The sequence below is a fragment of the Williamsia sp. z34 genome, assembly GCF_059553395.1.
This window is the reverse complement of record NZ_JCANWW010000005.1, coordinates 247,201-271,712: the sequence shown is the minus strand read 5'-3', so window position 1 is coordinate 271,712 and position 24,512 is coordinate 247,201. Positions and strand designations below refer to the sequence as shown.

Genomic DNA, 24,512 nt, shown 5'->3' with positions numbered 1-24,512 from the left:
GTTGATACCAAGCCTGGCCGCACAAAGTGCGGGAATCAGACCTGCACCCCGAACCCGTCACGCACCGCGATGGTGGTCGGGCAACAGTCACCTTTTCCGAACAGCTTGTGCCGCAACGCACCCGGCGTCACGGCGGATGCGAGGTCGAAACCGTCGACGCCGGTGATGATGGTCAGCAGCGGATGGATCCGCGCGTTCCACGCCCCTTCCGCCGGCGACCAGCTCTTTACAGATGTCGTAACCAGCGCGCGCAGAAGCCCTCTGGTGGGTGCGCCGACAAATACGGCCTCGGCGTTCTCGGCAGCGAACTTCACCCCGCGAAGATGCCCCGTGGAGATGCCCCGGCCTGATAGATCACCGGTGACCACATTCCGGCCGACCCGGCCGCGGGCCAGTTCCGAGGACATCGGCGATGACGAGACCCTCGAAGCCACCGGTCTCCAGGAACAGTTACACCCACACCGGGCCGAACACCGCGCTAGATTGGACGAGGTGACCTCGTCAGAGAACGATCCGAATGACCGTCTGACGCCGGCGATCGTGCTGGCGACCACCGAACCGTCGCGCAACACCGTCATCGATGAGATCCGCAGCCGGTACGGACGCGACTACACCGTGAAATACGCCGACAGCGGCGACGCCTGTCTCGATGTCGTGAAAAGTCTTGTGGAACACAATGTCCCAGTGGCACTGATTCTCGTCGAACTCGATCAACTCGGTTCATGGCAGGGTTCCGATCTGCTTCAGAAGCTCCGGTTCGTCGTCCCGACCGCCAGGAGGGTCGCCCTCATCCCGGCGATCCGGTTCGGAACCTCGTACGACGAACTGAGAGCGGGTGTCGCCGAGGGCCGCTACGACACCTACCTCGGCATCCCCCGCGGCCAGCGCGACGAAGAGTTCCACACCGCAATCGTCGAGTACCTGTCGGACTGGGGCTGGTCGGTCGCCGCGCCCGAGGTCGCCTTCCTGCAGATCGTCGCCGACGGGCCATCCCCGGAACTGGCCGAGATCCGCGACTTCCTCGACCGGATGGGCATGCCCGTACAGATCCACGACCCCGAATCCCCGGCCGGCCGGGAGATCCTCCAATCGGTGACCGGCGACTCCGAGCTGCCGATCCTGCATCACCCCGGAAAACCGCCGCTGTCCCGTCCGACGGTGAGCGACGTCGCCGCCAGCATCTACGGCACCCCCGACAGCATCCCTGAGGGCACCGTCGCCGACCTGCTCGTGATCGGAGCCGGACCGGCGGGCCTGGCCGCGGCCGTCTACGGGGCCTCCGAAGGTCTGTCCACCACGGTCATCGAGACCGGCGCCATCGGCGGGCAGGCCGGAACCAGTTCGATGATCCGCAACTATCTCGGCTTCCCGCGCGGGATCTCGGGAATGCGGCTGGCACAGCGGGCCAGGATCCAGGCCGGCCGGTTCGGGGCGCAGTTCTTCTGCGGTCGCGGTGTCACCGAGGTGGACATCGATGCGCGATACGACCATCACCACGTGATGGTCGACGAGGCACGCATCTGCGCGCGCACGATCGTCATCGCCACCGGTGTCGCGTACCGGCGGTTCGGTGTCCGCGGCTGCGAGGATCTCGTCGGCTCGGGCGTCTACTACGGCGCTGCGACCAGCGCCGCCCGCGAGATGACCGGACGCGACGTCGTGGTGGTCGGCGGCGGCAACTCCGCCGGTCAGGCGGCGATGCACCTGTCCCGGTTCGCCCGGTCGGTGACCATGGCGATCCGCCGCGAATCACTGACGGAAACGATGTCGGACTATCTGATCCGGGAGATCGAGGCCAGCCCCTGCATCACGGTGCGCGGTCACACCGAAGTGGTCGACGGTGGTGGTGAAGGCCATCTGGAATGGCTGGAGCTGTGCGACAACCGGACCGGCTCCTCGCAGCGCATCACCGCGTCGGGCCTGTTCCTGCTCCTCGGTGCGGCACCGACCTGCGACTGGATCCCGCCGCAGGTCAAGCGCGACGACCACGGCTTTCTTCTGACCGGACGATCCATCCCGAAGGAGTACTGGCGCAACGGCTTGCCACCGGCATTCCTGGAGACCACGGTGCCGGGGATCTTTGCCGTCGGCGACGTCCGGAGCGGATCGATGAAGCGCGTGGCGGCGGCGAGCGGCGAAGGTGCCTCCGCGGTGCCGCTGGTCCACGACCGGCTACAGCAACTCCGCCTGGAGAACCTGCCACCGGCGCATTAGATCAGCCCAACCTGTACACGCGCCGGGCGTTCTCGCGGAATACCTTACGGAGCAGATTGCCGCCGTAGGGTTCCAGGGTTTCGAGCTGGCTGCCGACGATCATCTGCAGCGTCGCGTTCGGTTTGTCCCCCGGGTAGTTGGACCCGAACATCAACCGTTCCGGGCCGAATGCCGCCACCGCATGTTCGATCAGCGGCCCGGTCATGTTGGTCAGCGTCTGCTGGGTGCCGATGTTCCCGGAACGCTGATGTCCGTATCCCAGCAGGGGGAATGCGATACCCGACAGTTTCGCGACCACGTTGCGGCAACTCGCCAGTGCCGAGATGTCCTCGCGCCACGCCCGCAACAGTTCATGCCGCTGCGCCGCGGTGCTGCCCGTCGTCTGCCCCATCGGCCCGAACAATCCGACCGGCGTCCCGAGATGGTTGAGCACGATGGTGGTGTCCGGATACTCCCGCGCCAGGGCCCGGACATCGCGGAGCTGGTGTGAATACACCCAGGCCTCGAAAACCAACTTGTTTTCCGCGATCGCGGCGAACCCGGCCAGGAAGTCCGGGTCCACCAGGACCCCCTCGCCTTCCACCCAGCTGCGCACCTTGGGATCGGGGTGCCAAGCCGATACACAGCGGATACCGCGAACCTTGTCGCTGATGTCGAGGTGCCGCTCGATCAGCTGCCCGAACGTCGGCTGGCGCGGATCACCGCGGGCGACGATCGCCGCGAGTTCGGGGGCACCGTCCTGCCCGAAGGGAAGGTTTGCCACCCAACGTGTCTCATCGGTGGAGCCGAACGGTTCCTCGAGGACCCAGTCGGTCTGCATGTAGACCACAGACTCGACGGGGACGCCGGCCGTCGGCTCCGCACCGCGAAAGTCGGAGTGATAGTGCTTCGGCAGGTACGGCCGGGCCACGATCCGGGGGTCGAGGACGAGTTCACGATCGCCCTGCGCCACCGCGTACCGGAAGATGGCCTTACCGAGAATCGGCGCCGCCCGATAGAGTCGAGCGCGTCGGGTCGACTCCCAGGGAGAATGCAGCGGATCCCAGTGGTGGACGTGTGTGTCGATGATGCCGGGAACGACCCGGCGCAAGAGACCGAAATCGCCGGCCGGGGTCGCGCGTGGCTGTGTCCCGGACCATTCGGAAGGACCGGCGAGCGCACTGTCGCGCACATTATCATTGGCGCGCTCCTTTGCCATATGAAGACTGTACCCAGCAAGCCGCCATCGCTTGATCGTAAGTGGCGGCAAAACACAATAAACTGTGGCACGGGTGCGGGGACCAACCTGATCCACTCGATGAACTTCGCGGTGCGCGGCCATCGAAATGGCCTCTCACCTGATATTTGTTGGCAATCAACGGAGAGGCCGGGACTGAGCGTGGGTACCCATACGCGGCACGTGCTGTTGCAGGTGCGCGATGTGCTGGCCCGGGATCCGGAACGATTCACCGCCAACTTCTACAACCGATTATTCGCAACAAATCCAGCGCTCCGGGAACTCTTCCCGGCGAATATGGCACGCCAACGAGAAACCCTGTTCCGGGTCATCGATTATGTCTTTGAAGCTGTCCCGGACCGCGAAAATCATGCGCTGCTGCTGGAGTTTCTCGGCCAGCTCGGTCGCGACCACCGGAAATACGGTGTCACGGAGGAGAATTACAACGAGTTCTTCGTCGCGCTCATGCGTGAGATCGCGTCCGTCATGGGTTCCGAGTGGGACGAGGAAGCCGCGGGCGTCGTCTCCCAGGCGCTGATGCTGACCACCGGGGTGATGCGCGGCGCCGCGCATTCCGCACAGGGCCCGGCGACCTGGCCGGCCACCGTCGCCGAAAAATATCGGCTGTCAAGAGATCTCGCAGTCGTCCGGCTGCGCACCGACGAACCGCTGCGATTTGCCGCCGGCCAATACCTCGAGGTGCAGATCCCCCAGTGGCCACGGATCTGGCGCCACCTGTCCCCGTCGATCCCGCCGAATCCCGACGGAGAGCTGGAATTCCACGTCCGGGCGATCCCGGGCGGAACGGTCAGCAGCTCCATCGTCACCGAGACCCGGGTCGGTGACGTCTGGAATCTGGCGCAGGCCCACGGCGCACTTCACGTCGACCCCACCGGCAACGACGTACTGATGGTCGCGGGCGGAACCGGGCTGGCACCGTTGCGCGCGATCATCATCGAACTGACCCGCCTGGTGCGGCCACCGGCGGTACACCTGTTCTTCGGTGCGCGATACCCCGCCGACCTCTATGACCTGTCGAGACTGTGGCAGATCGCCGCCATGAACCCCTGGCTCACGGTCACCACGGTGGTCGAGGACACCGAGGACCCCTGGTGGAGCAACTCGGGCGAGCAGTCCGGGCGGATCACCTTCGAACGTATCCGGGGACAGCTGTCGGACGCGGTTCTGGAGTACGGCAAGGACTGGACCTCACATCAAGTACTGATGGCCGGATCACCCGAGATGCTGGTCAACACCCGTCGACGATTCCTGATCGCCGGCATCCCGGCCAGCCACATCCAGAACGACCCGTACTGAGTTATTCCACGCCCGCGCCGTCATCGTCCCCGTCGCCGGCTTGTCCCGAATTGGTGGTTGTCGGCGTCGCCGTCGCCGAACCGGTCGTGGTCGTTGTGGTCTCAGGCGGTGGCGTCGTCGTGGTCGTCGTCTCGGGCGGTGGCGACGGGACCTGGGTGATCGTCGTGGGTGGTGGGACCACGGTGACGGTCTCCGGTTCCTCGACCACCGGCGGAGCCTCGGTTGTCGTGGTCTCGGGCGGGGGCGGGGGTGGTGCGGACGTCGTCGTCCGCGGAGTGGACTTCGTCGTGGTTGTCGTCGTGGTCGAAGAACTGAACTCCGATGTGGTCGGCTGTTCGTCGACCGCGGTCTTCGGCTCACTGGTGTTGCTGGTCATGATCACGGCGGTGATCACACCGATCGCCACGAACAGTGCGGCCGCAGCCGCGGCCGACAACAGGACCCAACGATTGTTGTTGCTCACGCCGATCGCGGCAGCGGCGACCATCGCGGCGCCATAGGCCGTTGCGTACTGGCCGTCATCGGCGATCTGCACCGGCAGCTGCAGGGCGTATTCCAGGGATGGCGCGACACCTGGGATCACTGCCCCGGGGCCGAGTACCGCGATGCCCTGAAATGCACCGGTCGCGTTGGGGATGACCCCGACCGCATCGCCGACGAGCTGGGCTCCGTCCCGTTCGGTGACCGGCGGGCGCAACCCCACACCGGAGATCTCACTGGCACCGACCACCGTGCGGGTGCTGGTGTCGACAAGGGCAACGGATTGTCCGGGGAACAGTGCACCGGAGCGGTCCAGGTCGGCGACGAGCACCAGACCCCGGGCGCCGAAGATCGCAGCCACGATCTCGGCATAGGCCACCGGAGATCCGACCACAGTCGTCCGGGAGAACCAGTCCGGCGTCGACGATGCACCATCCGGTGTCGCGGGATCGGGCCTGTGATGCGGCAGCAGATGCGCGGGAAGGCGCCCGGAATCGATGATGTCGCCGATGGCAACGACGGTGGCGCTGTCTGCGCAGGCAATCGTGATCGCCCCCGGCAGGACCGGGGCGGACTGCACAAGCTGGTAGATCGCATCGAACACGTAGTCGGGGGACGAGTTCGACAACTCGACGAAGTTACGGGCCAGCACCTCACCGGTGCCGGAGTCGGCTACGACCGATGCGATCTCCAGGTCTGTGACAGATATCCCGAGTACCTGGCTCATGCTGATGTATCGCCCTATCGACTGTTCTTGTTACCTGCGGACCCTGTTACGTGCGGATCCTGTCACCTGCAGACACAAAGCGCGGCAGAACTCGGCCACCGCCCCGGACTGTCAACGATTGCCGCGGTCGCGGCGTGGTTTCCAGACCACGAGAGCGTTGGTGCGCGGGATCGGGACCAAGTCGCCCCGGCGCGGCGAACGTTGTTGCGCAAGTTCGGCTTCGAGTTCGCGAACGCGGCTCTGGAGCGCATCGACCTGGTTGGTCAGCTCGATGACCCGCTTGATGCCGGCGAGGTTCACGCCGTCGTCCTGCGACAGTCGCTGCACCTCGCGCAAGAGTTCGACGTCGCGGCTGGAGTAGCGGCGACCGCCGCCGGCCGCCCGCTGCGGGGTGACCAGTCCGAGACGGTCATAGGTCCGCAGCGTCTGGGCGTGCATCCCGGCGAGCTCGGCCGCCACCGAGATCACGAACATCCGTGCAGACTCGGTGGCTTCCCGATCTCGGGTCTCCCGGTCTCGATCATTCGGTGGCGGGTCGGTCATGATCTACCCCAGTTTGCACGCGGGTCGAACCCGCTGGCTTTCTCTGCGGCGGCGTACTTGTTCAACGCCTCGATCGCGGCGTCGTCCAACTTCGGTGGGACGGCGACCTTGACGGTGACCAACAGGTCTCCGGCACCGCCGGCCCGCTTGGCCACACCGCGGCCGCGCACCCGAAGGGTCCGTCCGTCCACCGTGTTCGGCGGGATCTTCAGCCCGACACTGCCCTCGAGCGTCGGCACCGACACCGTGGTGCCCAGTACCAGCTCCGCGAAGCTGACCGGCAACGTCACCTTGATGTCGTCGCCGCTGCGGGTGAAGGTGCGGTCGGGTGAAACCTTGACGGTGACGTAGAGGTCACCGGACGGGGCGCCGCGCAGACCGGCCTCACCCTGGCCCGCCAATCGAATGCGCCCACCGTTCGACACGCCCGGCGGGATACGCACGGTGATCGGACGGGTCCGGACCGTTGCGCCGTTGCCGTCGCAGTCGGGGCACGGATCGTCGATCCGCGAACCGGTGCCACGGCAGTCGGTGCAGGGCTCGCTGAACCCGAATGCGCCCTGGTTGCGGCTGACCACACCGGCGCCGTTACAGGTCGGGCAGACCCGTGGGCTCGTGCCCGGCTTGGCACCACTGCCATGACAGCTGGTGCATGGCGCAGAACTGGTGATCGTCAGGGTCGTGGAGGTACCCAGAGCAGCTTCTTTGAAGCTGAGGGTGGTCTCGGTTTCCAGGTCGTTGCCGCGACGGCTCCGCGTCTGCGTACCTCGCGAGCCACCACCACTGCGGTTGAACAGGCCGCCGAAGAGGTCGCCGAGGTTCGTCTCGGTCCCCGCTGCGGCCGGGCCGTCCCCGAAAAGATCGTTGATGTTGAATTCCTGGCCGCCGGACGGACCTCCGAAGCCACCGGGGAATCCGCCCCCACCACCTCGCGCGCCGCGTCCGCGCGCTCCGGCGAACATGCGACGGGTGTCGTCGTACTCTTTGCGCTTTGCCGGATCGGACAAGACGCTGTGCGCTTCGGAGACGAGCTTGAATCGCTCCTCTGCCGCGGCGTCGTTCGGATTGGCGTCGGGATGCAATTCCCGGGCCAGCTTCCGATAGGCCTTTTTGATCTCGTCGGCGGACGCACCGGGCGCGACGCCCAGCGCTTTGTAGAAGTCCTGTTCCAGCCACTCACGTTGTGGGGCCACCAGGCGTCACCTCCTTTTGTAGATCTTCGCTGTTTTTGGTTCTTTTTGTATTCATTGTGTGCCGAAGATGCCGGCCCAGGCACTGCAAGTGCCTGGGCCGGTCAGCTCCTAATCCTGTGGCGGCGTCGTGTCCGCGGGCTTCGGCCCGTCGACCACGACCACCATCGCCGTGCGCAGGACGCGATCACCAAGGCGGAAGCCCTGCCGATACACGGTCCCGATCACCGGACGAGCACCGTCGCCCTCATTCTGCACGGCCTCGTGCAACGCCGGGTCGAACTCGTCGCCCTCGGCGCCGAAGGCCGCCAGGCCCGCGGCACTGAGGGTTTCGGTGATCTTGTCGGAGACCGCGCGTAGCGGCCCGGCCTCGAGGTCACCGTGAGCCCGCGCCCGGTCCAGGTCGTCCAGCACCGGCAGCAGCGACTTGATCAAGTCACCCTTGCCGTACTGCTGGGCCGAGACCTTCTCGCGTTCAGCGCGCTTGCGGTAGTTGGCGTACTCCGCATGAACCCGCTGCAAGTCGGCCAGCAATTCAGCCTCCTTGTCCGAGCCCGCCGCGTCGGCAGCGACCTCATCGATTGCGGCATCCACTGTGTCCATCGATTCTGTGTCCATCGATTCTGTGTCCACCGAATCCGGTTGCGCCCCTTCTGTCTCCGGAGCGTCCGTGGTCTCCTCGGGACGCACCTCACCCGTGTCGGGATCGATCCGTCGCTTGTCGGTCACGGTCACCGGTTCGGATTCGGGACGGGTCACTTCTGCTCTCCGGCGTTTTCAGAGCCGTCGACACCCTCGTCGACAACCTCTGCGTCGACGACGTCATCGGCGCCACCGGGTGTCGGTGCACCCTCTTCGGCAGCGGCGTTGGCGTAGATGGCCTGGCCGAGCTCCTGCGAGTCGGTGGTCAGCTTCTCGACAGCCGACTTGATGGCACCGAGATCACTGCCCTTGAGCGCTTCGCGCACACCTTCGATCGAGCCCTCGACCTTGGTCTTGAGATCGGCGGGAACCTTGTCGTCGGAGTCCTTGAGGAACTTCTCGGTCTGGTTCACCAGCGATTCGGCCTGGTTGCGGGTCTCGGCCTCTTCACGACGCGCACGATCCTCGTCTGCGTGAGCTTCGGCATCCTTGATCATCCGGTCGATCTCGTCCTTGCTCAGGCCCGAGCCGTCCTGGATGCGGATGGTGTTCTCTTTGCCGGTGCCCTTGTCCTTCGCGGTGACGTGCACGATGCCGTTGGCGTCGATGTCGAAGGTCACCTCGATCTGCGGGACACCCTGCGGGGCAGGAGCGATACCGGCGAGTTCGAACGATCCGAGCAGCTTGTTGTGCGCAGCGATCTCGCGCTCACCCTGATAGACCTGGATCTGCACCGAAGGCTGGTTGTCTTCGGCCGTCGTGTAGGTCTCCGACCGCTTGGTCGGGATGGTGGTGTTGCGCTCGATGAGCTTGTGCATGACGCCACCCTTGGTCTCGATGCCCAGGCTCAGCGGGGTCACGTCGAGCAGCAGCACGTCCTTGACCTCACCGCGCAGCACACCGGCCTGCAGTGCGGCACCGACGGCCACGACCTCATCGGGGTTGACGCCCTTGTTGGGCTCGCGTCCGCCGGTGAGTTCCTTGACCAGGTCGGTCACGGCCGGCATCCGGGTCGAACCACCGACGAGCACCACGTGATCGATGTCGGAAACCGAGACACCGGCGTCCTTGATCACGGCCTGGAACGGCGCACGGGTGCGCTCGAGCAGATCGCCGGTGATCTTCTGGAACTCGCTACGGGTGAGCTGTTCGTCGAGGAAGAGCGGGTTCTTGTCCGCGTCGACGGTGATGTACGGCAGGTTGATCGAGGTGCTCTGTCCCGAGGACAGTTCGATCTTCGCCTTCTCGGCAGCCTCACGCAGACGCTGCAGGGCCATCTTGTCCTTGGTCAGGTCGATGCCGCTGCTCGCCTTGAACTTGTCGACCAGCCAGTCGACGACACGCTGATCCCAGTCGTCGCCACCGAGGTGGTTGTCGCCGGAGGTCGCACGGACCTCGACGACGCCGTCGCCGATCTCCAGGAGGGACACGTCGAACGTGCCGCCACCGAGGTCGAACACGAGGATGGTCTGCTCTTTTTCGCCCTTGTCGAGGCCGTAGGCCAGCGCCGCCGCGGTGGGCTCGTTGACGATGCGCAGGACGTTCAGGCCGGCGATCTGGCCGGCTTCCTTCGTCGCCTGACGCTGGGCGTCGTTGAAGTATGCGGGCACGGTGATCACGGCGTCGACGACCTCGTCGCCGAGGTATGCCTCTGCGTCACGCTTGAGCTTCATCAGCGTGCGGGCGCTGATCTCCTGCGGGGTGTACTTCTTGTCATCGATCGCGGTGGTCCAGTCTTCGCCCATGTGGCGCTTGACGGAACGAATGGTGCGGTCGACGTTGGTCACAGCCTGGTTCTTGGCCGGCTGTCCGACCAGGACCTCGCCGTTACGGGCGAACGCGACCACCGACGGGGTGGTGCGGGCGCCTTCGGCGTTTGCGACGACGGTGGCTTCTCCACCTTCGAGCACTGACACCACCGAGTTGGTGGTGCCCAGGTCGATTCCTACAGCACGAGCCATTGTTGCCTCCTATAAGCAGTGCGTCCGCAGCAGCGCGGAGCACGGATGTTCACGTTTGTGGTTGTAACTGAAACCTCAGCGCGATCGACTCAACTTCTACCGAAGTCTAAACATCGCAGTCAAGTCGGATTGAGTCGGGGTCGCTCAGGTCTCACGAGTCTTGTAACGGTGAACCTTGCGAATGTGTTCCCGGTCCCGCGAAAAAGTTGAGTGACGTCGGCTCAAGTACGGCCCAGGTCGGTCGGGACATCCAGTGGCCCCAATCACCCGAATCGGATTCAGGTGAGGTCCGTCACGAATAGCGCGGCGGTGTTTGCAGATGACACATGGTTGCCCTACGCTAACTAAATCGTGTGACTTAAATATGCACAGAACTATTTGCAAGTCGATGGAGAGCCCTTGATGTCCACACCCACCAATTCGCCGCCCCTGGCGAAGACGCCGCCAACCGGGCCGATCGTGGCAGTGCTGGCATTCGCCGGCATCGTGGCCTCACTGATGCAGACACTGGTCATCCCGATCATCCCGCATCTGCCCGAGTACCTGGACGCGCCGGCATCCGACACCGCCTGGGCCGTGACCGCCACCCTGCTGGCCGCGGCCGTCGCGGTGCCGACGATGGGCCGCCTCGGTGACATGTTCGGCAAGCGTCGCATGATGCTGATCAGCATCGGACTGCTCGTCGCGGGTTCGGTCGTCGCCGCACTGTCCTCGAGCGTCATCCCGATGATCGTCGGTCGAGGCCTACAGGGTCTGGCCGCCGGCCTGATCCCGCTCGGTATCAGCGTGATGCGCGACATCCTGCCGCCTGCGAAGCTTGCCGGTGCAGTCGCCATGATGGGTGCTTCGCTGGGCGTCGGTGGCGCATTGGGTCTTCCGATCGCGGCGATCATCGCCGAGTACGCCGACTGGCACATGCTCTTCTGGGTTTCCGCTGCTCTCGGCCTGGTCGCAGCCGTACTGGTCATCCGCGTGGTGCCGGAATCCCCGGTGCGAACGGGCGGCAAGTTCGACTTCGCCGGTGCGATAACCCTCGCCATTGCGCTCGTTGCGCTGCTGCTGCCCATCTCGAAGGGTTCCGACTGGGGCTGGACCAACAGCAAGACGCTTGTCCTGCTGATTGTTTCGCTCATCGCGTTCCTCGTCTGGGGCTGGTGGGAGCTCCGCACCGCCAAGCCGCTCGTCGACCTTCGGGTGTCCGCCCGCCGGCAGGTTCTGCTCACCAACGCCGCGTCGATCGTCTTCGGGTTCGCCATGTTCGCCCAGACGATGGTGTTCCCCCAGATCGTTCAGTTGCCTGAGGCCACCGGCTTCGGACTCGGCGGATCCATGCTCGTCTCGGGTCTGGTGATGGCACCGTCCGGCATCATCATGATGCTGATCTCGCCCATCGGATCGAAGATCACCAACGCGGTCGGCCCCAAGATCACGCTGATGATCGGTGCCGTGATCGTGGCACTCGGGTACGGCATGGGCGTCGTTGCCATGCACTCGATCTGGCAGCTCGTCGTGATCGCACTGATCATCGGCGCCGGAACGGGTATGGCCTACGGTGCGATGCCGGCTCTCATCATGGCAGCGGTTCCGCCCACCGAGACCGGTGCGGCGAACAGCTTCAACACCCTCATGCGTTCACTCGGAACCTCGTTCGCGAGCGCCATCGCCGGCGTCATCATCGCCAACATGACGATGTCGCTCGGCTCCGCCACCCTGCCCTCCGAGGACGGGTTCCGGATTGTCATGGCACTGGCGGCCGGCTCGGCGATCATCGCATTGGTCATCACCGCGTTCCTGCCCAAGTTCCGGGCACCGGCCACCGCGGACTCGGCTGCCGGCGACCACGAGGCTGCGCTGACATCGTCCAAGTGAGCATGACCAGGTGACACCCCGACCCGAAGGCGCTGCATCCGCGGCGCCTTCGGGCTTTGGCCGGGTCGTCGAGAACATCATCAAGAGAACAAGCAAGAGGAGTAACCCGAAATGCCGAAACCTGTGATCGTCGGAGTCGACGGTTCCGAGAGCTCAGACCATGCCGTGGTGTGGGCCGCGAACACCGCCCAGCTGATGGGCACCGACCTCGTAGTGGTCGGCGTCTACGAACCGCAGCTCGGTGGCCTGGCGGCGTCGTCGATGGCCTACACCGGAGACCTGGTCGCCATTCTCAAAAAGGCTGCCGAAGACACGGTCGCAGCTTCCGAGCAACTGGCCCGGACCACCGCCCCGTCGGTGAACGTCTCCGGACGGGTCGTCGCCGGCACACCTGCCTCGTCTCTGACCCGCGAATCCGCGGACGCCGCAATGGTTGTCGTCGGCAGCCGCGGCCTCGGCGCCGTCCGTGGACTGATCGCCGGATCTGTCAGCACGGGCGTGGCCGCGCACGCCACCAGCCCGGTGGCCGTCATCGCGCATGCCCCGGGCACCGGTCCGGTGGTGGTCGGCATCGACGGCTCCGCGATCGCCGATCGTGCACTCACAGCAGCTTTCGAGCAGGCAGCACTGCGCGGAACCGGCCTCACCGTCGTCCACACATGGACGGACCTGGCCACCAACACCTTCGGTGGAGTCGGGATCACCGACGAAATGATCGAAGAGGTCCGGGACGAGGCCAAAAAGCTTGTCGCCGAACGAATCGCGGCCCACTCAGCCGACTTCCCCGACGTCCGGGTCTCGACCATCGTCGCTGCGGACGGACCCGCACACCAGCTGCTGACCGCCGCCGCTGAGGGAGCCCAGCTCCTGGTCCTGGGCAGTCGTGGACGCGGCGGTTTCACCGGCCTGCTGCTGGGCTCGGTGAGCCAGACGGTGCTGCACCATGCTCCGAGCCCGGTCCTGATCATCAACTCCCACACCAGCTGATCTTTCGCCGGCTGCACTCGGCCCCGCCTGCTCTACGGAGTGCGCGGGGCCGAGTTCTGCAAAGGGCACGCCCGGATCACCAGGTCACAGCGCGATCGATCACAGGACAGTGAGGATTCGTGGTCCCTCCGCAGTGATCGCGACCGTGTGTTCGAAATGTGCGGCGCGAGCACCGGATGCGCTTGTGAGCTCCCACCCGTCGGGGGCATGGACGTATCGGTCGTCGCCACCCCGGATCAGCATCGGTTCGATCGCGATCACCAGGCCGGCGGAGAGTTTGATTCCGCGGCCCGCGCGGCCCTCATTCGGGACCTGCGGGTCCTCGTGCATCGCCCGCCCGATCCCGTGACCGCCGTGGTTTTCCAGCATCCCGTACCCGGCCGCACGAGCCGGTCCTTCGATCGCATGCCCGATGTCGCCCATCCGGCCATCGGGTTGCGCAGCTTCGATACCACGCAACAGCGCGGCCTGGGTCGCCGCGATCAGATCAACATCGGCCTGATCGGCTTCACCCACAACGAAACTGACCGCGGCGTCGCCGCACCAACCATCGAGGAACGCCCCGCAGTCGACGCTCACGAGGTCACCATCACGCAACTGTCGCCCGTCGGGGACACCGTGAACGACCGCGTTGTTCACGCTCGCACAGATGACTCCGGGGAAGGGCGTCGGCGCCCACTTCGGGTGATAGCCGAGAAACGCCGACTTCGCTCCGGCCCCGCAGATGATGGCGGCCGCCACGTCATCGAGTTCTTTGAGGGTCACACCGACTGCGGCGTGCGCCTCCACCGCGGACAACGCCCGCGCCACCACCCGACCGGCCTCCCGCATCATCTCGATCTCGCCGAATGACTTGAGTTGCACCATCGCCACTCCCCCTTTCGTCGCCCGCCATGATCCTCCACAGGGGAGCCGGGGTCTTACTCGCCCATCGGCCGTGAGGCCCTCAGATTCAGTGCTGTTGTGGAAAATCGGGAGATCTGGCTCATAAAACCGGGTTGTCGGCACCAGGATATGGCGTCCCATCTGGAAGAATCTGCCGCGTGAGTGCGACCGTGACCGACCTGTCCGTCGCATCGCGCTCCCCTGGCCCGGCCTCCGGTACCGAATACCGGGTCGACCTCGACGGCCTGCGCGGTATCGCGATCACCCTGGTGGCGGTCTTCCACATCTGGTTCGGCCGGGTCTCCGGCGGAGTGGATGTCTTCCTGACCCTGTCGGGCTACTTCTTTGTCGCCTCGCTCCTCAAACACGTCCTCGCGACGTCTCCGGCAGGCGTCGGCTGGACGCAGGCGGTGAATCCGGGACCTCGCCTGTGGCGCCTGGCGCGCCGACTGCTGCCCGCTCTGCTGACGGTGCTCCTGTTCATCGTGGTGATGTGCCTGCTGCTCATGCCCAGAACCCGGTGGGCCCCGTTGAGCAGCGAAGTGATCGCCTCGGCGTTCTACTACCAGAACTGGCATCTGGCGCTCGCCGCACAGGACTACACCGCCGCAGACTCGGCGAACAGCCCGATGCAGCACCTGTGGTCGATGTCGGTGCAGGGGCAGTTCTTCGTGCTGACCCTGCTCTCGGCGCTGGCGCTCGGCGGGATCCTGAAATTGCTGGCGAAGCGATTCGCCACGTTCGGCAAACCCGTGGTGATCAGATCGGCCATCGGGACGGCGCTGCTGGGAGTCGCACTGGTGTCGTTTGCGTGGGCGCACCATCGCCACGGCATCAACCAACCATTCAATTACTACGACACCATCGCGCGTACCTGGGAACCCATCGCCGGCGGCTTGCTCGCGGTGGCGATGCCCCGGGTCCGGATGCCCCAATGGCTGCGCAACGCCATCGGGCTCGTCGCCCTGGGACTGATCATCACGTGCGGCTGGTGGATCGTCGGAGTTCAGCAGTACCCGTCGACGATGGCCCTGGTGCCCGTCGGTGCCACGCTGCTGCTGATCTGGAGCGGGTCACGGCAAACCGCGCCCACGGACATCACCGAACCCGCCACGGTCAGCTCCTGGCTGGCCCATCCCTCGATCGTCTGGCTCGGTTCCATCGCCTACGCCCTGTATCTCTGGCACTGGCCGCTGCTGATCTTCTACCTGACCTGGCGTTACAAGGACAGCGTCAACGTCGTCGAAGGGGCCGGCATCATCGCGGCCTCCCTGGCACTGGCCTGGGCGACGACCACGTACATCGAAAAGCCCCTGCGCCAGTCCGACAAGAAGCCGCCGCGCGAATCGGATACGGCGCCGGCAACCCCTGCGCGCCGTCGTCGATGGTTGACTCCCGCAACGGTTCTGACCTCCGCCCTCGTCGTCCTCACCGCCATCACCGGAGTCGGCATCGTCGCCTGGAACAACCACGTCCAGAACCTGACCATCGACACCGAGAACCTCGACCCCCGGCTCTACCCGGGCGCCCGCGCCTATCTCGACGGCGTACCGGTTCCGCGGGTCGAGGCCGAGCCCACTCCGGATGTGGCCGACAAGGATTGGCCGGTAACGTCTTACGACTCGGTGATCTCCGGATGGAAAGACGGCTCGATCAAGGTCGGCGTCTACGGCGATCCCACCGCCCAGCGGACCGTAGCCCTCGTCGGCGGGTCACACGCCGAGTACTGGATCACCGCGCTCGACGCGGTCGGCAAACAACAGGGTTTCAAGGTCACGACGTATCTGAAAGTCGGATGTCCACTGACCACCGATCATGTCTTCACCTGGTTCGGACAGAAGTACTACCAGTGCAACGAATGGTCGCGCAACGTGATGGACCGCCTTGCCGTCGACAAACCGGACGTGGTGTTCACCAACAGCACTCGCCCCGTCGAAGGTGAAGTGACCGGAGACTTCGTCCCGCAGGACTACATCGACATCTTCAGCGAATTCCGCGACCGCGGCCAGAAAGTCATTGCGGTGCGCGACAATCCGTGGACCGTCGGCAAAGAAAGTCCGCCCGAGTGTCTGGCACTGGGCAAGAAGCCGTCGGTCTGCGGCGTCGAGCGGTCGCTGGTGATGTCGCCGACGGATCCGGCGCTGGCCATCGCACCCGACTTCCCCAACATGAGCTTCCTCGACTACACCGATGCGATGTGCGACGCCACGTACTGTCCGGCGGTCGTCGGGAACATCCTGGTGTGGCACGATTTCCACCACCTGAGCGCGACATTCGTGCGTAGCCTGATCCCCGCGCTGGGGACCGACATGCAGAAGGTGCTGTCCGGCTGGTGGTGATAACGCAGAAGGCTGTGGCCGCAAACGGCTATCGGCTGGATCTCGACGGTTTGCGTGGTCTGGCGATCACGCTCGTGGTCGTCTTCCACATCTGGTTCAATCGGGTATCCGGTGGCGTGGACGTCTTCCTGACCCTGTCCGGCTATTTCTTTGTGGCGTCGCTGCTCAAACACATCCTGGCGATCTCTGCCGGATCCGGCTCGACCTGGGTCGCGCCCTTGAATCCGTTCGGGCGGTTGTGGCGCCTGGCCCGGCGACTGGTACCCGCGCTGATCACGGTCCTGATCGCCGTTGTCGTACTCGCCGTGACGGTGCTGCCGAGGGCTCGCTGGGAAGCGTTGGGCGATGAGGTGATCGCCTCGTCGCTGTACTTCCAGAATTGGCACCTGGCACTGGCGGCGCAGGACTACGCCGCAGCCGATTCGGCCAACAGTCCGATGCAGCATCTGTGGTCGATGTCGGTGCAGGGCCAGTTCTTTGCCGCGACATTGGTGGCGCTGCTGCTGGTCGGCGGCGTGATCCGGTTGCTCGGCATCGGCTCCGAGCCCTTCCGGCGACCGGCGGTCGTCCGCGGCGCCCTGGCCGGCGTCATCGCCCTCTCGGCCGTGGCGTCGTTGTCGTGGGCGGTGCATCGCCATGGGATCGACCAGCCGTTCAACTACTACGACACCTTTGCCCGGGCCTGGGAGCCGCTATTGGGTGGCCTGTTGGCGTTGTGGATGCCGCGTGTTGCGTTGGCGCAGTGGATCCGCAACGCACTCGGTGTCGCGGCACTGGTCCTCATCGTCAGCTGCGGATGGTGGATCTCCGGCGTCGACGAGTACCCGTCCACGATGGCTCTCGTGCCCGTCGGGGCGACCGCGCTCCTCGTCTGGATCGGATCGGCGCACACCGCGCCAACGGCCAGTCCGTTCGCCACGCCCGAAGCAGCACAGGTCAGTTCGTGGCTGGCCCATCCGAGGATCGTCTGGCTCGGTTCCATCGCCTATTCGCTGTACCTCTGGCACTGGCCGGTCTTGATCTTCTATCTGGCGTGGCGCTACCAGAGCGACGTTTCGTTCCTCGAAGGCGCAGGCATCATCGCGGTGTCAGTGGTACTCGCTCATCTGACAACGAAATTCATCGAGGTGCCGCTTCGGGCCGGCCGCACGAAGGTCAAGCCGGCGCGCATCGACGTGCGCCGCATCCCGGTACCGAGCTACGCCGCCGCCCTCACGTGTGTGCTCGCGGTACTCACCGCCGGCACCGGCCTGGCGATCCATGAATGGCAGTCCCGATCGGCGAGCCTGACCCTCGACGCCCAGAATCTGGACCCCGAGCTCTACCCGGGAGCCAGGGCATATTGGGCCGACGCAGCGGTTCCGCGAGTCAGCCCGCAGCCGAATGCACTTGCAGTGGAAAATGATTGGCCGATCTCATCGGCCGACGGAGTCGTCTCCGGCTGGACCGACGGTTCGGTGCGCGTAGGCGTGTACGGCGATCGCGGTGCCGCACGGACGATCGCACTGGTCGGTGGTTCCCACTCCGAGCATTGGCTCACGGCCCTCGACGCGATCGGCCGGGAGCAGAACTTTCGGGTGACGACCTACCTGAAGGTCGGCTGCCCGTTGATCACCGAGACGATCCTCACCCCGATCGGTGAGGAATACCCACAATGCAACGAGTGGTCGCGGATGGTGATGGATCAGCTGGCCGTCGACCGACCCGACGTCGTGTTCACCACCAGCACCCGCCCCACCGACGGTGAGGGGTCCGGCGACTACATCCCGTCCGACTACCTCGACATCTTCACCGAGTTCCGCGACCGCGGGCAGCAGGTGATCGCAATCCGTGACACCCCCTGGGCGCTCGGCCCCCAACTGACACCACCGGAGTGTCTGGCGGATGGCGGGTCGGCGATCGACTGCGGCGTCGACCGTGAGCAGGCGCTGTCTCCGGAGGACCCGACGCTCGCCATCCGATCCCAGTTCCCCAACATGTCGTTCCTCGACTTCTCCGACGCACTGTGCGACGACACCAACTGCCCGGCAATCGTGGGAAACATCCTGGTATGGCACGACTATCACCACCTGACCACCGCCTTTGTATCGAGCCTGACCCCGGCGATGAGAGACGGCCTCCGCGATGCACTGCCCGGGTGGTGGTGACCGGTCGCCGGGGGCGCAGATCTCGATCGCCTGGTGTCGCAGACTGCGATCACACGTTGTGGCACGCCACCTGATGCCCCGCACCGACGAGACGAAGGTCGGGAACTTCCTCAGCGCAGCGATCGGTGACCAGCGGGCATCGGGTCCGGAACCGGCACCCGCTCGGTGGATTCAGCGGCGACGGAAGCTCGACTGCTTTCTGCTCCACGTTCTGCGAGGCAGTCACTGTGGCGTCGGGATCCGGGATCGACGCGAGCAGCAACTGCGTGTACGGATGCAGTGAGCGCTTCTGCATACCCTCTGCCGGAACGATTTCGCAGACACGGCCCAAATACATGATCATCACGCGATCACTGATGTTCTTCACGACGGCCATGTTGTGCGCGATGAACAGCATGGAGAGTCCGTGGCGCTTCTTCGCGTCCTCTAGCAGATTCAAGATCTGGGCCTGCACCGAGACATCGAGACTGGAGACGGGCTCGTCGCAGATCAGGACCCTGGGATCGAGCATCAACGCGCGTGCGATACACACCCGCTGGCACTGACCGCCCGACAACTCACGGGGCGTGCGATCCCAGACCACGTCGGGATCGAGGCCGACCTCGGCCAGAACCTCGCGGGCCCGGGCCTCGATGGATTTCTTGTCCTTTCCACCCCAGATGGCCGGCCCCTCGGTAACCAGCGCTTTGACCTTCCGACGAGGGTTCAGCGATGAGATCGGATCCTGGAAGATCATCTGCAGCTGAGTGCGGCTGCGGCGCAGTGCTTCCGCGTCCAACTCGGTCATCTCCATGTCGCCCAGGCGGATGGAACCCGATGTCGGCGAAGGTAATTGCATGATCGCGCGGCCGGCAGTGGACTTGCCGCAGCCGGATTCACCGACCACGCCCAGCGTTTCCCCCGGACTGACGGTGAAGGTGATACCGGACACGGCGTGCACGGTCTGCCCTTTGCCGACATCGAATTCGACGACCAGGTCTTCGACAGTCAGAGCCACCGCACGCGTCTCGGGCTTTTCGGTATCCGTTGCCACGGCCATCAGATCATCTCCTTCACCGTGAGCGGCAAGCCCGCTGCGGTCCTGCCGGCCTCTTCATTGGCGGCCAATGCCGCAGCGCCCTCCGGTGTATCCACCGGGTAGTGGCACGCAAACAAATGGCCATTCGATGTGCGGTCGTCGGGGCTGCCGGGCGCCAGGCCCGGATCGGTGGTCAAGCAGTCATCTTGCGCGTACTTGCAGCGCGCTGCGAAGCGGCAACCCTCGACCGGCTTCGTCATGTCCGGCAACCCACCCGGAATGGTTTGCAGCACCGTATGCGTCGGCGATTCGAGACGCGGAATCGCGGAGATCAACGCTTCGGTGTACGGGTGGCGCGGGCGCGTGAACAGTTCTTCGGTCGCCGAGGTTTCCACCACGACACCGGCGTACATCACGGCGACACGATCGCATCGTCCCGACACCACGCCGAGATCATGACTGATCAGGATCACGGCCATGCTGAGCTTGTCGTTGAGCGAGGCGAGCAGATCGAGGATCTGCTTCTGCACGGTGACGTCGAGTGCTGTGGTCGGTTCGTCGGCGATCAGCAGCTTCGGCTCACAGGCCAAGGCCATGGCGATGACCACACGCTGACGCATGCCGCCGGACAATTCGTGAGGGAACTGGTCGACGCGGCGCCTCGGCTCGGGGATACCCACCATCGTCAACAGTTCCACCGCGCGGTCACGTGCGGCGGCCTGCTTCAGGCCGAGGTGAAACCTCAACGACTCGGTGATGTGCGTGCCGATCCGCTTGAACGGGTTGAGCGACGTCATCGGATCCTGGAAGACCATCGCGATTTCCGGACCCCAGAAGTGTTTCATCTGAGACTTCTTCATCGTCGACATATCGTGACCGGCAAAGGCCATGGTGCCGCTGATCTTCAGACCCGGACCATTCTGCAGCAAACCCATGACGGTGCGGCCGAAAACCGATTTGCCGGAACCCGATTCGCCAACAATACCGAGGGTTTCACCCTCGGCGACGTGAATCGAGACACCGTCGACGGCCCGCAACTGCCCGCGGGGAGTGGCGAATACAGTCCGAACGTTGTCTGCCTGCAGCAGCGGCGCCCCGGCGTTCAATGATGTCGTCACAGTTTGCTCCGATACTTCTCACCGATGAGGTTGAACGAGAACACGGTCAGGAAGAGGAAGACGCCGGGCACCAGAACGATGAACGGATGCTTCTCCACGATGCCACCCTGACCTTCTGCGATCATGTTTCCCCACGTCGGATCAGGCTGTGCGATACCGAGTCCGAGAAAACTGAGCGACGCTTCCGCGACGATCAGCCCGGACACGGCCACCAGGCCGAGTGCGGCCACCGGGACCAGGACGTTGGGGACGAGTTCCCGCCAGATCACGCGCCACTTCGTGGCACCCATTGCACGGGCCGCCAGAACGAACTCTCGCTGTGCCACCACGATGGTGTTGGCTCGGGCTATCCGAACCATGCTGGGAATACAGAGGATCGACAGTGCCAGCGTGATGTTGAGCAGGTTCGGCGTCAGTGCGGCAGCCAACGCGATCAGCAGAACCAGTGACGGAATTGCCAGGAGCGAGTTGGTGAGGATTCCGACCACGGCGTCGACCTTCCCACGGAAATATCCGGCCATGACGCCGACGGTGACGCCGATGATCACGCCGATCAGCACGGCGCAGATCGCCACCGTCAGAGAGGCGCGGGCACCGTACAAGACCCGGGCGAGGAGATCGAGGCCCAAGTTGTTGGTACCCAACGGGTGCTCCGAGAACAGGCTCGGGGAGGCGAATCCGGGTTCGGTCAGGGTCTTGACCGTGTCCTTGTGTTCACCGAGCGGTAGGAGGGGGGCAAGGATTGCGGCCGACACCAACGCCGCCAGCCAGATGACGGACAACCAGTACGATAGGTCGAATCGACTGCCCCACCTGGCCAGGCCGATCTTGCCGAGACCTTTGAACAGAAACACGAACGCAACCAGAGCGATGACGATTCGAACCGTCATCATGATGCCCGAGCCGAACAGGGAGGTCCCCAGTAGCGCGAGCCCGACAACTGTCAGGATCGTGCCGATCAGCACCAACCTCGTCGGCTTGTCTTGCGCCTCTGCCGGGCCGGTTGTAGGCGGTTCCGCCTGCTGCCGATGTGTCGTCACCCCGGGCCGGGCAGCTCCGGCGGGCGTCACTTCAGACATGGACACGACGACTCCTCGGGTCAAGATAGGTGTACAGAACGTCGATCGCACTGTTGACGGCCACGTAGATGACCGCGATCACGACCACGGCTCCCAGCAACATCTGCGAATCACCCTCTTGGGCAGCACGAACGATCAGGGTGCCCATTCCCGGCAGCGAGAACAGGGTCTCGACGATGACGGTGCTGCCGATCATGGCGCCGAGCGCCAGGCCCATCATGGTGATGAGCGAGAACGAGGATGGGCGCAGTGCGTCACTGAACAGGACTCGCAGAGTGGGCATCCCTTTGGCCTTCGAGGCGAGGATGTAATCCTCACGCAAGGTCGTGACCAGATCGCTGCGGAGCACGCGAGTGAACATCGCCATCTCGAGAAGGCTGATGGTGATCGCGGGAAGTATTGCATGAGAAAGGTTCCCGGTGAAGCTCTCACCGAGACGAACCCACTGCGAGCGGGGAAACCAGCCGAGCCAGTTGACTGCCACCATGATGAGCAGCAGGCCGGCCAAAAAGCTCGGAACGGACAGGACGCCGAACGTCGCGGCGCTGATGACGCGGTCGATGACACCACCCTCGTGGTGGGCCGACCACAGTGCCATCGGTACTGCGATCACCAGGGCGAAGGCCAGGCCCATCACAGCGAGTTGAACGCTGACGGGTAGAGCAGAACTGATCGCGGTGAGGACGTCCTGCTGCGGCGGGATCAGCGAGATACCGAGATCACCCTGCAGGGCGTCGGTCAGCCAGTTCCAATAGCGAACCAGGAGTGGGTCATTGAGGCCCAACTGCTGACGCATGTCCTCGTACTCGGCCGGGGACCGGCCCGCACCCAGCACCGCGACGGCGGGGTCCCCTGGAATCAGGGACGCCAGCACAAAGGTGCCGAAGCTGACGATCAAGAGCACGACGAGAAGCTGGCCCAGTTTCTTACCGATTGTGCCGATGTCCATCTGGTTTTCTCCTTCGGACAGCCGGCTCGCATTACCAGCAGTTCCGTATCTCGGTGGCTTTCAGTGGCGTCCGGCCCCGCACGAAGACCCTGCGGAGCCGGACACACACCTCGGTTCGAAAGCTAGGACTTCCAGACCTCGTCGAAAAGTACGATGCCGTCGACGTTTTGCTTCAGTCCGTGAACGTTCTGATTCCACACGTCGAACGTCGGCACGTTACCCCAGACCAACCACGGCACGGTCTCGTTGGCGCGCTCCTGGATCTGGGCGAGAGCTACCGTCTTGTCCTCGTCGGTGGTGGCAACGCCGAGTTGATCGAGCAGAGCGTCCATCTGGGCGTCCGTGTAGCCGGTGGCGTTGTTGGCGCTACCGGACTTGAGGTTGGCGTAGAGACGCTCGTACGGATCGGCCTCGGACAGCGACACCGCTGCGGCACTGACGTCATAGTTGTGGTCGACGTACATGCGCTTGACCAAATCGCCTGCGCCGGTGGCGTACTCGATCTGAGTGTCGAAACCGACCGCGTTGAGCATTGCCTGGACCGCGAGAGCAGTCGCCTGCGCCGACGGTTCCTGCACGGCAAGGAACGTGATCTTGCCGTCATAGCCGTCGGCCTTGGCCGAAGCGAGCAGTTCCTTCGCCTTGGCCGGGTCCACGCCGATCGGTGCGACGTCGTTGTGCCACCGCGAAGTGTCCTGGAAGATTTCCTGACCGGGCAGCCCCTCGCCATTGTTGACGCGGGTGTTGAGCGTGTCCGGGTCGATGGCCAATGCCATCGCCTGACGGACACGGACGTCTGCGCCGGGACGGCCTGGGGCCACATTCACATTTGCGGTGTACCCGAGCGCCGGGATGTCGATGAAACCGGGTTTACCGCTCTCGATCAGATCCAGGATCGGGGTGAGCGAACGTAGGTACGCGACATCGATTCCGTTGGTGTTCAGTGCGTCGGCGGTGGCCTGTGCACCGACGATGCTGATCAGCTTGAGCTTGTCGATGTTGGGTGCGCCGCCGTAGTAGTCGGGGCGAGCTGCGAGCAATAGTTCCTCGTTGGGAGCAAATCTCTCGAGCGTGAACGCGCCTGCACCGATGGGCGTGAACGTGTCACCGTTCTGCGCGGTCGGCGAGACGATCATGCCCGGTCCGGTGGCGAGCATCGACTGAATACCTGTCCAGGGACTACTCAGGTTGAAGACAACCGTCGTCGCGTCCGGGGTGTCCATCGAGGCGACCTTGGTGGCCCAAACGCTTGACGCCGGTCCCTTGTTGGCAACGTAGCGGTTGATGCTGTCGGTGACGGCTTTGGAGTCGAGCGGTGTCCCGTCGCTGAACGTGACGCCGTCGCGAAGTTTCAGCGTCCAGGTCGCGCTGTCCGCACTCGGCTCGAGCGAGTTCGCCAGCTGCGGCACGAATTCCTGCCCGATGGGGTCGTAGCGCACCAATACGTCATAGATGGCACCGAGCTCGCTGCCTTCGGAAGCACCGGCGACTTGGCTCTTCGCCGGATCGAGCGTCTTCACGGCGGAATAACCGCTGAACGTCACCGTGCCACCTTTGGTGGGGGCACCGGGATCGGCCTGCTCGTTGACCATGCCGATCGTGAGCGCCGAACCTGATTCGGCAGTTTCACCGCCGCCGCTCGATCCGTCGTCGGCACACGATGCCAGGAACATGCTTGCGGTGACGGCGAGGGTGATAGCGGCTAACCTGCGACTCCTGCTGCGGGAACTGCGACTCATTCTGGTGCCTTCCATAGACAAAGTCCGCTGTGATGTGTCGTGAACACAACAGAGTGTGTGACAGATGCCACACATTGCCTAGGGCAGTCTCA

Annotated in this window: 19 protein-coding genes; 6 read left to right on the top strand and 13 right to left on the bottom strand. The window is 64.6% G+C overall.

Features of this window, described 5'->3' with window-relative positions; all coding sequences use genetic code 11:
- Nucleotides 1–35: 35 nt before the first annotated feature.
- On the bottom strand, nucleotides 36–407 hold the full coding sequence (locus AC51GT_RS14730; protein ID WP_496329241.1) for a hypothetical protein: 372 nt from the start codon (nucleotides 405–407) through the stop codon (nucleotides 36–38).
- Between the two features lie 85 nt (nucleotides 408–492).
- On the opposite strand from AC51GT_RS14730, the gene AC51GT_RS14725 reads away from it, so the two are divergent.
- Nucleotides 493–2,214, top strand: a complete 1,722-nt coding sequence (locus AC51GT_RS14725; RefSeq protein ID WP_496322750.1) for an NAD(P)/FAD-dependent oxidoreductase — start codon at nucleotides 493–495, stop codon at nucleotides 2,212–2,214.
- Between the two features lies 1 nt (nucleotide 2,215).
- Here the strand turns inward: AC51GT_RS14725 and AC51GT_RS14720 are convergent, their stop codons facing one another.
- Entirely contained in the window at nucleotides 2,216–3,412 is a 1,197-nt protein-coding gene (locus AC51GT_RS14720) for an amidohydrolase family protein (protein WP_496322749.1), read from the bottom strand.
- A 180-nt stretch (nucleotides 3,413–3,592) separates the two neighbouring features.
- Between AC51GT_RS14720 and AC51GT_RS14715 the strand changes: the two genes are divergently transcribed.
- On the top strand, nucleotides 3,593–4,747 hold the full coding sequence (locus AC51GT_RS14715; protein ID WP_496322748.1) for an FAD-binding oxidoreductase: 1,155 nt from the start codon (nucleotides 3,593–3,595) through the stop codon (nucleotides 4,745–4,747).
- 1 nt (nucleotide 4,748) lies between these two features.
- On the opposite strand, the gene AC51GT_RS14710 is transcribed toward AC51GT_RS14715, so the two are convergent.
- The 5 genes from AC51GT_RS14710 to dnaK all read right to left on the bottom strand — a co-directional run bounded on the left by AC51GT_RS14710 (nucleotide 4,749) and on the right by dnaK (nucleotide 10,290).
- Nucleotides 4,749–5,954: a DUF7159 family protein gene (locus AC51GT_RS14710; RefSeq protein ID WP_496329240.1), complete on the bottom strand. Its 1,206-nt coding sequence runs from the start codon at nucleotides 5,952–5,954 to the stop codon at nucleotides 4,749–4,751.
- 111 nt (nucleotides 5,955–6,065) lie between these two features.
- Entirely contained in the window at nucleotides 6,066–6,428 is a 363-nt protein-coding gene (locus AC51GT_RS14705) for a heat shock protein transcriptional repressor HspR (protein ID WP_496323334.1), read from the bottom strand.
- 65 nt (nucleotides 6,429–6,493) lie between these two features.
- Nucleotides 6,494–7,690, bottom strand: a complete 1,197-nt coding sequence (gene dnaJ, locus AC51GT_RS14700; protein WP_496322746.1) for a molecular chaperone DnaJ — start codon at nucleotides 7,688–7,690, stop codon at nucleotides 6,494–6,496.
- Between the two features lie 108 nt (nucleotides 7,691–7,798).
- Nucleotides 7,799–8,446 carry a nucleotide exchange factor GrpE gene (grpE, locus tag AC51GT_RS14695; RefSeq protein WP_496322745.1) on the bottom strand — a complete coding sequence of 216 codons (648 nt, stop codon included), beginning with the start codon at nucleotides 8,444–8,446 and terminating at the stop codon, nucleotides 7,799–7,801.
- The gene (gene dnaK, locus AC51GT_RS14690) at nucleotides 8,443–10,290 is read right to left on the bottom strand and encodes a molecular chaperone DnaK (RefSeq protein WP_496322744.1); all 1,848 of its coding nucleotides are present in this window, start codon (nucleotides 10,288–10,290) and stop codon (nucleotides 8,443–8,445) included. Before dnaK ends, grpE begins: the two co-directional genes overlap by 4 nt.
- Nucleotides 10,291–10,692: 402 nt before the next feature.
- On the opposite strand from dnaK, the gene AC51GT_RS14685 reads away from it, so the two are divergent.
- Both AC51GT_RS14685 and AC51GT_RS14680 read left to right on the top strand, forming a co-directional pair.
- Nucleotides 10,693–12,159 carry an MFS transporter gene (locus tag AC51GT_RS14685; RefSeq protein WP_496329239.1) on the top strand — a complete coding sequence of 489 codons (1,467 nt, stop codon included), beginning with the start codon at nucleotides 10,693–10,695 and terminating at the stop codon, nucleotides 12,157–12,159.
- Between the two features lie 111 nt (nucleotides 12,160–12,270).
- Nucleotides 12,271–13,146, top strand: a complete 876-nt coding sequence (locus AC51GT_RS14680) for a universal stress protein (protein ID WP_496329238.1) — start codon at nucleotides 12,271–12,273, stop codon at nucleotides 13,144–13,146.
- Between the two features lie 99 nt (nucleotides 13,147–13,245).
- Here AC51GT_RS14680 and map read toward each other — a convergent pair whose 3' ends face one another.
- On the bottom strand, nucleotides 13,246–14,013 hold the full coding sequence (gene map, locus AC51GT_RS14675; protein ID WP_496329237.1) for a type I methionyl aminopeptidase: 768 nt from the start codon (nucleotides 14,011–14,013) through the stop codon (nucleotides 13,246–13,248).
- Between the two features lie 176 nt (nucleotides 14,014–14,189).
- On the opposite strand from map, the gene AC51GT_RS14670 reads away from it, so the two are divergent.
- A complete protein-coding gene (locus AC51GT_RS14670; protein ID WP_496329236.1) occupies nucleotides 14,190–16,370 on the top strand; it encodes an acyltransferase family protein in 2,181 nt (726 codons plus the stop codon).
- The gene (locus tag AC51GT_RS14665) at nucleotides 16,364–18,517 is read left to right on the top strand and encodes an acyltransferase family protein (RefSeq protein WP_496329235.1); all 2,154 of its coding nucleotides are present in this window, start codon (nucleotides 16,364–16,366) and stop codon (nucleotides 18,515–18,517) included. The genes AC51GT_RS14670 and AC51GT_RS14665 overlap by 7 nt, the downstream gene beginning before the upstream one ends.
- A 49-nt stretch (nucleotides 18,518–18,566) precedes the next feature.
- On the opposite strand, the gene AC51GT_RS14660 is transcribed toward AC51GT_RS14665, so the two are convergent.
- The 5 genes from AC51GT_RS14660 to AC51GT_RS14640 all read right to left on the bottom strand — a co-directional run bounded on the left by AC51GT_RS14660 (nucleotide 18,567) and on the right by AC51GT_RS14640 (nucleotide 24,420).
- Nucleotides 18,567–19,556, bottom strand: a complete 990-nt coding sequence (locus tag AC51GT_RS14660; RefSeq protein ID WP_496329234.1) for an ABC transporter ATP-binding protein — start codon at nucleotides 19,554–19,556, stop codon at nucleotides 18,567–18,569.
- Nucleotides 19,556–20,653, bottom strand: a complete 1,098-nt coding sequence (locus AC51GT_RS14655; RefSeq protein WP_496329233.1) for an ABC transporter ATP-binding protein — start codon at nucleotides 20,651–20,653, stop codon at nucleotides 19,556–19,558. The genes AC51GT_RS14660 and AC51GT_RS14655 overlap by 1 nt, the downstream gene beginning before the upstream one ends.
- Nucleotides 20,650–21,732 carry an ABC transporter permease gene (locus AC51GT_RS14650; RefSeq protein WP_496329358.1) on the bottom strand — a complete coding sequence of 361 codons (1,083 nt, stop codon included), beginning with the start codon at nucleotides 21,730–21,732 and terminating at the stop codon, nucleotides 20,650–20,652. The genes AC51GT_RS14655 and AC51GT_RS14650 overlap by 4 nt, the downstream gene beginning before the upstream one ends.
- Nucleotides 21,725–22,681 carry an ABC transporter permease gene (locus tag AC51GT_RS14645; RefSeq protein ID WP_496329232.1) on the bottom strand — a complete coding sequence of 319 codons (957 nt, stop codon included), beginning with the start codon at nucleotides 22,679–22,681 and terminating at the stop codon, nucleotides 21,725–21,727. Before AC51GT_RS14645 ends, AC51GT_RS14650 begins: the two co-directional genes overlap by 8 nt.
- Nucleotides 22,682–22,803: 122 nt before the next feature.
- Nucleotides 22,804–24,420, bottom strand: coding sequence for an ABC transporter substrate-binding protein (locus AC51GT_RS14640; protein ID WP_496329231.1), 1,617 nt, complete (start codon nucleotides 24,418–24,420; stop codon nucleotides 22,804–22,806).
- Nucleotides 24,421–24,512: the final 92 nt, after the last annotated feature.

Excerpts from the sequence above, each read along its gene's own strand:
- AC51GT_RS14730 (WP_496329241.1), bottom strand. The coding sequence starts at position 407 with ATGTCCTCGGAACTGGCCCGCGGCCGGGTCGGCCGGAATGTGGTCACC.
- AC51GT_RS14720 (WP_496322749.1), bottom strand. The coding sequence starts at position 3,412 with ATGGCAAAGGAGCGCGCCAATGATAATGTGCGCGACAGTGCGCTCGCC.
- AC51GT_RS14710 (WP_496329240.1), bottom strand. The coding sequence starts at position 5,954 with ATGAGCCAGGTACTCGGGATATCTGTCACAGACCTGGAGATCGCATCG.
- AC51GT_RS14705 (WP_496323334.1), bottom strand. The coding sequence starts at position 6,428 with ATGTTCGTGATCTCGGTGGCGGCCGAGCTCGCCGGGATGCACGCCCAG.
- dnaK (WP_496322744.1), bottom strand. The coding sequence starts at position 10,290 with ATGGCTCGTGCTGTAGGAATCGACCTGGGCACCACCAACTCGGTGGTG.
- AC51GT_RS14685 (WP_496329239.1), top strand. The coding sequence starts at position 10,693 with ATGTCCACACCCACCAATTCGCCGCCCCTGGCGAAGACGCCGCCAACC.
- AC51GT_RS14680 (WP_496329238.1), top strand. The coding sequence starts at position 12,271 with ATGCCGAAACCTGTGATCGTCGGAGTCGACGGTTCCGAGAGCTCAGAC.
- map (WP_496329237.1), bottom strand. The coding sequence starts at position 14,013 with ATGGTGCAACTCAAGTCATTCGGCGAGATCGAGATGATGCGGGAGGCC.
- AC51GT_RS14660 (WP_496329234.1), bottom strand. The coding sequence starts at position 19,556 with ATGGCCGTGGCAACGGATACCGAAAAGCCCGAGACGCGTGCGGTGGCT.
- AC51GT_RS14650 (WP_496329358.1), bottom strand. The coding sequence starts at position 21,732 with ATGTCTGAAGTGACGCCCGCCGGAGCTGCCCGGCCCGGGGTGACGACA.
- AC51GT_RS14645 (WP_496329232.1), bottom strand. The coding sequence starts at position 22,681 with ATGGACATCGGCACAATCGGTAAGAAACTGGGCCAGCTTCTCGTCGTG.
- AC51GT_RS14640 (WP_496329231.1), bottom strand. The coding sequence starts at position 24,420 with ATGAGTCGCAGTTCCCGCAGCAGGAGTCGCAGGTTAGCCGCTATCACC.